This window comes from Salinicoccus sesuvii (genome assembly GCF_042648145.1).
GTDB classification, from domain to species: Bacteria; Bacillota; Bacilli; order Staphylococcales; family Salinicoccaceae; genus Salinicoccus; species Salinicoccus sesuvii.
The window spans coordinates 72,827-85,736 of sequence record NZ_JBHRWV010000012.1 but is presented as its reverse complement, the minus strand read 5'-3'; the positions used below and the strand labels follow the sequence as shown (position 1 = coordinate 85,736).

Genomic DNA, 12,910 nt, shown 5'->3' with positions numbered 1-12,910 from the left:
CACCTACCTATCCTGGTCTCAGAAATACAATTATAAAATCCAATCGTCCAGTTTGCGTTCGTAACCCATCCAATTTTCTGCAGACAACCGGATACCGGTAGGATTGATTGTTTTTCTTACCGAATCGTTTAACGGATGCCATATTACTTCTTTACCCGCATACTTCGCAGCGTACCGTGACAACTGTCTTAACTGCTCGGGAGGTTGTTCTATCACTCCGCGTACGATACGTGCTCTTATGTCAGGAGTATAAACTTGCTCAAACTCGAAGACGAGCGGATGTTTGATTAAAAGTACTTGTGTCTCCACCGACTCACCATAGACCAGCATTTCTACACTGTTTCCATCGATGATATTTCGAATATCCTCATTGATCGATTTTGATATGTCGAAATCATAATGTGCCATCTGAACGAGACCCGTTCGAAGGTTTCGTTCCTGATTTCGAGCGATTTCTTTAAGTGTCGACTTATGGAAGTTACTTGCCATCCTAAAATCAGCGACAATGACTATATCAAATGCTCTATAGCCAAGGTTATTATGTTCTTTCTTTATTCGCATCGGTGCCGGTACAGGGTACGGGCGAATAGAAGGTTCAAATGGATAGTACAAATCGGTGATATCCACTTGACGATGAAAGGCTCTATACGTTTCTGCATACTCTTTTCGCACACCCATCAGAAATCCTTTGTAACCATAGGCGGAACTGGACGTAAGAGAGCCCTGTGCCTGTCTTGGAAAAGAAAGTGGACCACTATCAAGATCTACTATTGCCGCAGTGCCAAAGACTGCTTCCATCCTTCTTTTATACTCACTGTCTCCGGCAAACCTTACCTGATCCCAGTAACCAATCTGATCCAAGACAGGTTGTCTTCTGAACATCAACGATGACATATTGGAAAAGATGTACGTACCAGGTGTCCCCCTTCTATGGAGCTTTAACGATTCTGTCAATCGTGCGTGAGCCGATGTGTTAGCAATCACTTTTTCATTATTTAATAGATGCCTCACCTGGATTTCGATCTTCTCGGGATGCGACCAGTCGTCTGCATCGTTGACTGTGACGAACATGCCTGTAGCTGCTCCTAGCGCAATATTACGAGCAACATACGGTCCGCTGTTTTTCGGAGTGGTCATCAATTTGATGCGCGTATCAGCCGCTGCATGTTGACTCACTATCGATACCGTCTCATCAGTACTCTGATCGTCGACGACGATCAGTTCTATATTTGCCCACGTCTGATTCAAGATGGACTCAATGCCTGTACTGATTCCCCGAGCTGCATTATAGGCTGGCATGATAACAGTGACTTTAGGACCATCGGATATCTCCAAAGCTTTTTCACTGGTAAGACTGTCATACGTGTCTTCCCGAAAAGCAACCGGTGTAAGATTGTAATGTGCCAGTGCTAAATTAATCCATTCCGTGCGCTCTGCTAAATCTATAGCCAAGTTGGCTCGAGCCAAGAATATATCAGGATGGCGCTGTTCCATTACTGTGCCCAGAAGATTTAGAGCGCTACCTTTTTGACCTGCTCTGTCTGCACACTCGGCACCGATGATTGCTGATCGTCTTAGGAATGCTGCTTCCTTGACGCCTTTGACTGCTGTTGGCAGATATTTAAACGCTTCGCGCGCACCATCGACGTCGTACTTATTGGCATACCACAAGGCCAATTCCCAAGCGGCTGCTCGTCTAAGGTTCCAATCTTTTGATGTCGTGTAGCATGCTTCTAGTTCTTCTAGCGCATGTTTCGTAAATCCAAGTTCATACAGATGATACGTATACTGTTTCAGTTTGTTTTGAGCGTCTTTCATCCGGTAGCTTCGACTGAACAGTTTTTTGCGATTGCGTCTACCAAGTATATAGGCGCCTGTGGTACGAACCCCTTGTTTAATGCCCGCCTGTGCACTTTTAATTCGGCGCATACGTGTACTGGCTACCTCAAATTCCCCTTGTAGACGAGACAGTGTTGATAGCGTGTGTTCTTTTTCATTCTCTGCCTTTTTATAGGTTTCGCTTAGACTTTTCAATTCAGCCAGCAGTTTGTCCTTAGACATCACTTGACCCACCTACACCCTTTGTCTCCGCCACGATGCCGAGACGATCTAAATACGATTCGATACCGCTGTCTTTTGTAATCCATCTTCCTTGCGCATTAAAATACTCCACCATATGGGTCTGGATCAGAGAGAGCGCTTCGCTTTCGATTCTTTTATCGACCGTCACAATGACTTCTTCTGCAGAAATGGTCGGTCGGTACTTTTGCCAAGTCATAAGTAGTTCAGGATCTGTTACATTCAACTTGATCGTACTTATTTTTTCACCATATACAAGCATCTGGACATGTGTACCATCTATTACCTGACGAATACTTGGATCAATAGCAGTGCCATCTTGTAAATCGTAGCTATATAGTTGCATGAGACCAATGCGAGTATACTGTGTTTTCAGCTTCATAATTTGTTTTGTAAGCATGTCGCTGTTTCTTCTAAAATCAGCGACAACCACGTAGTCAAACTGCCTGGAACCGTCTACCTTCTCTTCTCTTATAGGCCACATCGGTTCTGGTACTGGGAAAGGCCGGGCACTTTGTGGATACTCATAGTATAGCGTGCTTGTTTTATGGTGAAACTCGAGACTTTCAACGTACTCTTTCCTTACCCCCATGAAAAATCCATCGTAGCCGAATGCTGAACTGCTGGTGAGTGAAGAAACGGATTGTCTCGGAAGTGATAAAGGACCGGACTTCAGATCCGTATAGCTGCTCTGTCCAAAGGCTTTGATAAGTCGTCGTTTGAATTCCCCGTCTGCAGCGAATCGTACACTATCCCAGTAACCGAGTGTATCAAGCACCGGCTCTCTTCTGAACATGATGGAGGACATGTTAGGGAATATGTATTTACCTGGTGTGCCTCTGCGATAAAAAGTCAGATCTTCGGTCAATCTTGCATGTTCTGAGGTGTTCGCAACCACTTTAGGATGGTCTAACAGATGAGTGACCTGTGTTTCTATTTTTTTAGCATGCGACCAGTCATCCGCATCGTTGATAGTGACAAATTCACCTGTTACTGCATTCAAGCCGATATTCCTTGCAACGTATGGGCCACTATTGGTAGGCGTAGACATGAATTTTACGCGTTCGTCTTTTTTGGCATATGATTTAACAACATCTGCCGTGCCGTCCGGACTACAATCGTCCACGACAATCAGTTCTAGATTTCGCCACGTCTGGCCTAGAATCGAATCGATAGCGATTTTGATGCCTTCTTCCGCTTTGAATGCTGGTAAGATAATGGATACTTTAGGTCCGTCAGTGACTGAATCAAGATTTGATAGTGTCGCTAGATCATCGTAAGTCTGACGATCACTCTTCTTGGAGAAGCCGATCGGTGCCAGGTTGTATAAGCTAAATGCTTTATTGATGAATTCAAAGCGCTTTTGGATATCGTTCTCCAAGTTCGCTTCAGCCAAATACAGATCTGGGTGCACTTGTTTTTTCAGTTGTTGCTGCAAAACAACCTTCGCTTCAGACAGTTCGCCTACTCTCGATAAACATTCTGCTGTGACGATTGAAATTCGCCTCTGTTGGTCCACACTGGTTTCACCTGTGGTGGCAGTGGGGAGGTACTCCAAAGCAACTTTGGCGCCTTCAGTCGTATTTTTGTTGGCATGCCAAAGACTCAGCTCCCAGGAGATGAGTCTTTTAATTTCCATATTGTCAGCCTCATGTAAGAAGCGATCCATGTCGGACAATGCCCTATCAGTAAAACCGAAATTATACAAATGTTGCTTCAATACTTTCAACTTACGTCTCTGAGTAAACTTTTTTCCATTTAATAACCGGACCACAGTATCTTTTTGTTTCTGTGACAGTAAATCACCGATTTGCTTACGTTGCTTTTCATCGAGCAGTGAATAGACCGCCCAATCGACGGGCTTCGATAATATTTTTTTGAGCATATTGTACCGCCTTAATATATTATATATAACCACTTAACTGACCGGAACGATTCATTGGACGACATAATGCAATTACGTACTCTTTATTCTTTGGGCTTCGTCTTGGGCATTACTTTTGATTTTTGGTTGGTTGACGTCCTGAGCGGCTTTCTGTCTTCTTTGCGCAGGCTTCAATAATCCTTGCGCTTCTTTATATTTATAGACCGCTTCCTCAGCGCTACCGTCAAACATCACTCTACCTTGCTCCATCCAGATCGCGCGTGTACAGATTTTTTCAATGAATGCCAAACTATGAGAAACGATAATGACAACTTTGGCTCGACTCATCATCTCTTGTATACGTTCACTCGCTTTTTGCTGGAAAGCCAAGTCTCCTGTTGATAATGCTTCATCCACAATAAATATGTCTGGCTGAAGATTGGCTGCGATGCTGAACCCGAGACGTGCTTTTTGACCGCTGGAAAAATCTTTGACAGGTTTCTTCACTTTGTCCCCGAGCCCTGTAAATTCGATGATCTGATCAAATTTTTCATCCACTCGTTTTTTAGGTATCCCAAGCAACAGCGCATTGAGATAAATATTATCCTCACCGGTCAAGTGCTGATTGAATCCAGTGCCGTATCCGAGGAGTGCTGAAGTTTCTCCGTACAGTTCCAGTTCTCCGATATCCGGCCTCAGGATTTTGGTCAATGCTTTACATAAGGTGCTTTTTCCAGCTCCGTTGTGACCAATGATCCCCACGACCTCGCCTTCCCGCACTTCAAAGTTTACATCTTTCAGTGCCCAGAAAGTACCTGTTGTCAGCTTGTAAGACACACTGACGTCTTTCGCTCTAATGACGACGTTGTCCTTCACTTCGGTTTCAGTCTTTTGAAGTTCCAGTTTGCCTTTTTGTTTTCGTTGTGGCCGCTTAGGCACAGTGGCACGGTAATTCGCAATGACTGTTTTCGGATCGCCGATTTCTCTTACTTTTCCTTTATCAAGCCACATGACTCTATTACAGTTATTTTGCGCGTATCTCAAGCTATGAGTCACTAGAATAACCATTTTGGCTTCTTTGACAAGCGACTGCATCTTCTCGGCAGCTTTCTTAGAAAATTTCGCGTCTCCGGTATTCAACGCTTCATCGAGAATCAGTATTTCAGGATGCAGATTGGCTGCCACACTGAAACCGAGCCTTGACTTCATACCGCTTGAATAATACTTCATCGGCTGTTCGAAAAAGTCCCCTAGCTCAGAAAATTCTTTAATATCCTCAATATAGCGGTCGATTTCCTTTTTATCGATACCGAGCATCATGCCGTTGAGATACACATTTTCCTTACCCGGCAACTCACCGTTAAAGCCCATCCCAAAGGAGAATAACGCAGTGACCTTACCTTTGACGTCCATCACACCATAATCTTCTTTTAAAATGCCGGAGATAATTCTCGAAAGCGTCGACTTCCCTGCGCCATTGGAACCGATAATCCCGAGAATCTCTCCTTCGTTACCTTCAAATGTAATGTCATTTAAGGGTTGGACCAATTGCCTTTCAGGCAACTTCCAGTTTTTAAAAAAGTCCATTATTCTAGACTTGAAGTCCGCTGCATGGTTGCCTGAGAAAAATGTTACACCGACACCCTCGGAATTAATCACGGAATTTTTTTGTGGTGTTTCGTTTTTCAGTTTTGAATCTTCGTGTTTAGACAATTCAAAAACCCTCTTTTTAAATATACGCTAGCTTTTACTTTATAGCGCTTTGATTATTTTATACTCGTTTTTACTGTAATACCACAACATCGCTATCATTGCGACGACAGATGCTACAAAGATGATTCCAAGCCCAGTCAAATCAGGCATTTTTCCATTCATAAGAATATCTCTGTATGACGTGACGATGATCGCCACTGGGTTATATGCAACTGCCCAGTTGTATTCTGGTGGCAGTCTGCCGCCTTCCCAGATGATTGGAGAGGCGTAGAAGAATACTCGAGTCACGTACTGGAGGATATTTTCGAGGTCCCGTACAAACACGGTAACAAACGCCAGTATTGTTCCGATTGCCAATAGAAATGTCGTTTGTACTATGACTAATATAGGTAAAAACACAAGTTCCCAACCCGGCATGACCCTGAACGCTGCAAGGAATACCGCTATAACGATAAGTCCAAAAGCAAAATTAAAAAGTTGCGTCAACGCAAATGAAATTGGAAACAGTGACTTCGGCAAGTACACTTGGCTGACAATTGAGCTATACTGCATGATTGATTTTGATGAAGAGTTCAACGTCGAGCTGATACACCGCCATACAATCAATCCGATGACAAGGAACAGGGGATAATTTTCCGTATCCCCCCGGTTAAGAATGACGACTACAAGGAAATAAAAGACAAGCACACTAAGAAGTGGATCGAGTAGCCACCATAAGTAACCTAAGTAACTGTTGCGATGTTCCGCTTTCAATCCAGATCTTACTAGGTAATACAATAAGTCTTTACGGTTAAGCATTTCCTGCAAATAATTTTTCATAGTTAAAAAGACACCGCCTAGTTTACTAACGGTCGGAATTGGTTCTTCCAGGACCTTTGTTTATCATTAATTTATATTTAATCAGATCTTTTACTGCAATGACTGCATAATGGCCGAAATACCATAACGTTTTCGGCAAGCTCTGTGATTCGATATGTCTGAAGACATACCAATTACGTTTCGCTGCTTTCCACTTGTTGTTGGAGATAGAATTGCCGACCACCCGGTATTTGGCCAGAATTTCTGGAAAACCATGGGCGATGAATCCGCGACGCGTTAGATTGAGCCAAAGCGCATAGTCTTGCCGCGTCCGGATATCCACCATCTTAATTTTTCCCGTTTTCTTCGTATCGAGCATTACAGTTAAACACCCAATGACGCAGCGTTTCATCAAAGCATCCCAGTCAACTTTCCTTGGAGTTTTCGAAATATAATCAGTCTCTGTGCCATCTTCCAATGTACGAATGTAAGAAGTGTAGGAAAAGGCAATATTTTTCTCTTGCATAAAGGCGAGCTGACGTTCCAGCTTCTCGGGCATCCAGCGATCGTCACTATCCAAAAACGCAAGGTATCGTCCTTGTGCATTTTCAATCGCTGTATTTCTTGCCACAGCAGAACCAGAATTTTCTTCAAGCTCAATCAATTTTATCCGATTATCTTTTTCCTGCATCTCTCTAATCAGTTGAACAGTACGATCTTGTGAACGATCATCTACAATGACCATCTCCCAGGAATCGTATGTCTGATCGAGTACAGATTGTATCGTATCTTCGATGAATCGTTCAGCATTATAAGCTGGCGTAATAACCGATATCGTAGGCGATGTATTCTGTGCCATTATTTAATGCTCCTCTCGTAGGATTCAACGTTCATCAACGCACTATACCAGTGCACCATTTTCTGCTCCTGAGTTTGCCAATTAAGTTCTTCTTGTACGGCTTTTTTGCCGTTTTCTCCCATACGCCGAGCCTCTTCAGGTTGTCCTTTTAAATAGTCAAATGCAGCTTTAATTGCTTCATTATCCGTAGGGTCCACCGCAATGCCACACTTATGTTTTTCGACAAATGCTTTCCATACTGGAAAATTTGAGCAGACAATTGGGAGTCCTGCGTTCATATACTCGAAGAACTTCGTCAGCTCTTTTTTCATATAATGCTCGGTTGGCGGGAATAGTGCGATTCCGGCAAGCCAATTTCTCTCCAAGTATTTCTTCTCTATATCTTCTTTTTCAACAAAGCTGTCAATTCCCTCAATTTTAAGCTGACCTCTGTGGTTGCCGGCTTCAACCCCCATTTCTTCAGCAAGCTCACTAGGACACTTGCCGATAAAATGTACGGTAAGTGTCGGGTCTATTTGAGGCAGTCTACCATGCTGTAGTGCTCCTCTTACGTAAGAAACATTTCCGGTGTAAAGTACACTGTTTTCCACTTCACCAATCCGCTCATGCTCAATAAAGGTCTCATTCACCGTGGGATAATTCAATATCGTTACGCCCTCTGGGTAAGTATCTTGATAGTACTTTTCAGCAAGTGATATTCCCATGTGTTTTGTAAAGAATTTTTCCATTGTTTTGTATCCTACAGCAATTAGTTGCTTCGCTGTCTGATTTAGGTAGTCTTTTTGCAGGATACTCGTCACGTAGTCCTCATGCACATCGTAAATGACTACGTTATTTTTATTTTTCAATGCCCATGCAACAGGAAGTAGCTCTGGGTCATGGATTGTATAGACATCTGCTTTCAAGGTTTTAGCTTTTCTGTACGCTGAATATGTACCAAAAATCATACGCTTGAGTCGACTTTTATAAGTTTTAAGCTTAATGTGAGGGATTGTCTTATCTTCCTCGTTCTGCTTTGGATCTCGTCTCGCAACCAATGTGACATCAAATCCTGCATTTTGTAATGATTTACATTGCTTATGATAAATCCTTGGATCGTAAGGGTGATGGACTGTCGTCATATGCACCACTCTTTTATCGGTTTTCATATATTTTTCTCCTCACGAATGTTTCTCTTCTAATATGTGCAAAAACATATTTTCATATTGTCTGACTATCTTATCGACATGAAAATGGTTCGCTCGCTCAATCCCTTTTTCAACTATATCTCTCTGCTCCTCATCACTTAATAATAACATGGAACAAATTTTATCTGCCAGTTTCACCGAATCAGAACGTGGACACATTTCACCGTATACACCGTAGTCCAATACTTCTGAAGCACCAGGTCTTGCATCTGTTGAAACAATTGGAGTTCCCGTAGAAAGCGCCTCAGCCAAAACATGTCCGAATCCCTCCCTGACAGAAGATAATACGAAGAGATCGGCCGCCTGGAAATAAGCATAAGGATTTTTCTGGAACCCAAAAAAGTGCACATACTCTTCAAGCTCTAATTTTCGCACCAATTGCTTTAATTCTTCTTCTAGTATGCCTTCACCCAATATGACAAGGTGAGCGTCATTGATTCGACTTTGAACTTTAGAAAAAGCATTGATCAATGTTCGATGGTCCTTGTCTGCAACAAGTCGGCCGGCCGTGACTACTATTTTACTAGCTCGTTTTAAAATTTCTTTATCCTCAGCTCGAATATCGTCTTGTCTTGCCAGACGTTGTATACCGTCTACATCTACCGGGTTATAGATAACACTTATTTTTTTCGGGTTAACTTTATAGCGATTGATAATGTTATCTTGCACACCTTTAGAAAGCGCAACTACTCTATCAGCATGCTTATATAATTTGCCAACGACTCTAAGTTTAATATTTTCTCTTAAGGATCCACCAAGAAAGGCTGCTTCTCTAACAACATTTTTCGCACGACTGAATGATAGTATTGTGCCTAATATCGCTATAACATTATAGTTTGGAATCGTGCTGAAGACTATATCAACCTTTTCTTTTCTAATTGTTTTGGCCAATGGAAGTATGGCAGACCTTAATCGCTTCGTTGGTAGCTTTATGATTTTCACATCGTCTTTTATATAGGTTTCATAACCACCATTATAATCCAAAGTGACTAGAATCGGAGTAAACTTCGCCCTATCGATATTGTTTAGGATGTTTAGAAAAGTTCTTGCAGCACCGCCTGCACCCATCTGATATATAAAAAACAATACTTTTTTCTTCTGCATCACTTCAAGCCTTCCCTACCGTTATTTACTCCGCGAATTATAACATATCTAACTTCATAATTGAATGTACTTGGTAGCCCACACAATATGAAGGATAAATAAAAAAAGCCGATATATTATCGGCTTCCATTTCCTATTTATAAACAACTGAATCACGAACTACGGGACGCCCAATTGAGTGATATTCGGCACCGCTATCCTTAGCTTCTTCCAGCGTAAAACAGTTTCTACCATCAAAAATTATGGGTGACTTCATATATTTTTTATAGTCTTCAATTGGAAATTTTTTAATCTCTTTCCATTCTGTGAGAATCACTGCGATATCTGCTTCTGTTATAGCTTCGGAGACACTATCCGCATAAGCCACTTTGTTGGACAGAACTTTCTCTGCGTTTCTTCTCGCTGCTGGATCATAAGCACACACCTCAGCACCCGCTTCCAAAAGCTTTTCAGTTACTGAAATGGATGGCGCTTCGCGAATGTCATCTGTCTCCGGTTTAAAAGCCAGACCAAGAATAGCAACTTTTTTATTTTTTAATCTTTCAAAACGTGACATCATCTTGTCAACAATAATACCTCTTTGGCGTTCATTTGAATCTACGACATTCTCTAGTATCGGCATCTCGTAATCTGCCTCTTTAGCAATTGATATCACTGCCCTAGTATCTTTGGGAAAACAAGATCCACCGTAGCCAATTCCCGCATTCAAAAATGCATTCCCAATTCTTTTATCCATGCCCATGCCGGCAGCAACATGATCAATATTAGCGCCTATACGTTCGGAAAGATTCGCCATTTCGTTTATAAAACTAATTTTGGCTGCTAGAAATGCGTTAGAGGCGTATTTTATCATTTCAGCACTTCTGAGGTCTGTCTTCACGATCGGAATGGAGAAGTCCGCATTAATGCTCTCAAGAATATTCAAAGCTTCTGCATCCTCTGAGCCAATCACGATGCGGTCGCCATGATATGTATCATAGACTGCTGACCCTTGGCGAAGAAACTCAGGGTTGGATACTATTTTAATTTCTATATCTTTTTGGAGATTACCTTCTATTGTTTGCTTGATCCATTCATTTGTTCCGACTGGCACAGTACTTTTGGTTACAACAATTGCATCGTTTTCAAGATATCTTGCGATTGATTTGCATACTTTTTCCACATAGGTCAGATCTGCTGATCCATCCATTGCTTGGGGTGTACCGACAGCTATATAAATAACTTCTTTGCCACGTAATCCCTCTTTATAATCTGATGTAAAACTTAAATTTTTGTTTGAAATATTTTTCTTAAGTAAATCTGATAATCCTTCTTCATAGATAGGGCTGATACCTTGCTTGAGTGTACCAATCTTTTCTTTATCGATGTCAATGCACATTACCTGGTGGCCAAGGTCTGCCAGACAAACTCCTGTAACAAGACCGACATACCCTGTACCGATTACTGAAATTTCCATTCTTTCAACCGCTCCCCTATTTTTATATAACCCGATCCAGTAGTTATTTTTATGTATCGTACTAAGGTTACTGATACATTTGCTATGCTCAAAAGTAGTGTAAATGAGAGATGTTCAAAACACACTGAAAAGGTAGCTTAAATATGTTAAGGACGCTTGTATCTCAAAATGTCCTACCCGTTAAGTTTCATCTAGTAATTCTAGCATACTGGCATTACTTTTCATATTCTAACGAGTAAAAAGTGCAATATACACACGGAAGTTGTATAATGAACCTTTGTAAGATTATATGATTGTACATACATATTGCACGCACAAATACGTACGTAAAGGAAGATACTAGACATTATGGATTTGTTTGAAAAACTGCAAAGTAAAGAAGAAAAAATCGCCGTAGTCGGCCTCGGATATGTTGGGCTTCCTGTTGCTGTCGAGTTTGCCAAGAAATTCGATGTCGTTGGCTTCGATGTAAACAAAAGTAAGTTAGATCAATATATTTCTGGCGTTGATGTAACAGACGAAGTCGGAAACGATGCATTAAAGCAGACGTCGATGACGTTCACCAACGAAGAAACAGAACTGAAACACTGCAAATTCCACGTTGTCGCAGTCCCAACTCCGATCAACGAAGACAAAACACCGAATCTCACACCCCTTATTAAAGCAAGCGAAACGGTGGGTAGAAACCTAACTAAAGGATCCATCGTAGTCTACGAGTCCACTGTCTATCCAGGTACGACAGAAGATATCTGCATTCCAATTCTCGAAAAAGAATCTGGACTGAAGTACAACGAAGATTTTAAAGTAGGCTATTCTCCAGAACGGATCAATCCCGGCGATAAAGAGAACACTTTGACTCGCATCGTCAAGGTTGTTTCCGGATCGGATGAAGCTGCTTTAAAAGAGATTTCGAGCGTCTACAGTGCCATAATTGAGGCTGGAGTGCACGAAGCTGAGTCCATCAAGGTGGCCGAAGCTGCGAAAGTTATCGAGAACTCCCAAAGAGATATCAACATCGCTTTTATGAACGAGCTGTCCATGGTTTTCAACAAAATGGATATCAATACTAAAGCTGTGCTCGAAGCTGCTGGTACAAAGTGGAACTTCCTTAATTTTACCCCAGGCTTAGTCGGTGGCCATTGTATTGGTGTGGATCCGTACTACTTCACTTATAAAGCGGAGCAGCTTGGATACCACTCTCAGATTATTCTATCTGGCAGAAAAATCAATGATGACATGGGGAAATACATCGCAAGCAATGTCATCAAGCAGATGATTAAAGCAAAACAAGTCATCGATGGTTCAAAGATTGCGATTCTCGGTCTGACATTCAAAGAGAATGTAGGGGACGTGCGCAATACCAAAATCATTGATATCATCCGTGAACTCGAAGATTACGGCGTGGAGGTGCTTGTACACGATCCAATTGCCGATGAGAAAACTGTACTTGAAGAGTTCGATATCCGGTTGAGTAGTCAAGAGGACCTTAATGATCTTGATTGCGTCGTGTTCGCTGTTCCACATACCGTGTATAACGCCATGTCAGACTTCGATAAACTTGATGCCATGTATAAAAACGACAAAAAAGTTTTGGTAGATATTAAAGGAGTCATGGACCGACAGTTGTTAAAATCTAAAGGCTACTTCTACTGGAGCCTGTAGTACCGGCTGATCCTCAAACACATTACATGATGAGCATCGGCACTTGACTTGTTGATTTTACATTATGTTTATCTCATGCCGCCCATTCGTCCAAGACTAAGCCGTCTGGCTGAATGGGCCTTATTTTGTATGAAATTAGATGCCAGTCAAACCGGACACCTATTTTCATTTGTTTATTCTCGTATTAT

Annotated in this window: 9 protein-coding genes; 1 reads left to right on the top strand and 8 read right to left on the bottom strand. The window is 41.8% G+C overall.

Annotated features, from left to right (window positions below):
- Positions 1 to 30: 30 nt before the first annotated feature.
- From ACFOJ8_RS12750 to ACFOJ8_RS12715, 8 genes are all read right to left on the bottom strand, one after another.
- On the bottom strand, positions 31 to 2,061 hold the full coding sequence (locus ACFOJ8_RS12750) for a glycosyltransferase family 2 protein (RefSeq protein WP_380655760.1): 2,031 nt from the start codon (positions 2,059 to 2,061) through the stop codon (positions 31 to 33).
- A complete protein-coding gene (locus tag ACFOJ8_RS12745; protein ID WP_380655763.1) occupies positions 2,054 to 3,964 on the bottom strand; it encodes a glycosyltransferase family 2 protein in 1,911 nt (636 codons plus the stop codon). Before ACFOJ8_RS12745 ends, ACFOJ8_RS12750 begins: the two co-directional genes overlap by 8 nt.
- Positions 3,965 to 4,036: 72 nt before the next feature.
- The gene (locus tag ACFOJ8_RS12740) at positions 4,037 to 5,656 is read right to left on the bottom strand and encodes an ABC transporter ATP-binding protein (RefSeq protein ID WP_380655766.1); all 1,620 of its coding nucleotides are present in this window, start codon (positions 5,654 to 5,656) and stop codon (positions 4,037 to 4,039) included.
- Positions 5,657 to 5,695: 39 nt separating this feature from the next.
- On the bottom strand, positions 5,696 to 6,475 hold the full coding sequence (locus ACFOJ8_RS12735) for an ABC transporter permease (RefSeq protein ID WP_380655769.1): 780 nt from the start codon (positions 6,473 to 6,475) through the stop codon (positions 5,696 to 5,698).
- A gap of 25 nt (positions 6,476 to 6,500) precedes the next feature.
- The gene (locus ACFOJ8_RS12730) at positions 6,501 to 7,313 is read right to left on the bottom strand and encodes a glycosyltransferase family 2 protein (RefSeq protein WP_380655772.1); all 813 of its coding nucleotides are present in this window, start codon (positions 7,311 to 7,313) and stop codon (positions 6,501 to 6,503) included.
- Positions 7,313 to 8,461, bottom strand: coding sequence for a glycosyltransferase (locus ACFOJ8_RS12725; RefSeq protein ID WP_380655775.1), 1,149 nt, complete (start codon positions 8,459 to 8,461; stop codon positions 7,313 to 7,315). The genes ACFOJ8_RS12730 and ACFOJ8_RS12725 overlap by 1 nt, the downstream gene beginning before the upstream one ends.
- Positions 8,462 to 8,473: 12 nt before the next feature.
- A complete protein-coding gene (locus tag ACFOJ8_RS12720) occupies positions 8,474 to 9,604 on the bottom strand; it encodes a glycosyltransferase (RefSeq protein ID WP_380655778.1) in 1,131 nt (376 codons plus the stop codon).
- A gap of 133 nt (positions 9,605 to 9,737) precedes the next feature.
- A complete protein-coding gene (locus tag ACFOJ8_RS12715; protein ID WP_380655781.1) occupies positions 9,738 to 11,060 on the bottom strand; it encodes a UDP-glucose dehydrogenase family protein in 1,323 nt (440 codons plus the stop codon).
- A 348-nt stretch (positions 11,061 to 11,408) separates the two neighbouring features.
- Between ACFOJ8_RS12715 and ACFOJ8_RS12710 the strand changes: the two genes are divergently transcribed.
- A complete protein-coding gene (locus tag ACFOJ8_RS12710; protein ID WP_380655784.1) occupies positions 11,409 to 12,722 on the top strand; it encodes a nucleotide sugar dehydrogenase in 1,314 nt (437 codons plus the stop codon).
- Positions 12,723 to 12,910 lie beyond the last annotated feature (188 nt).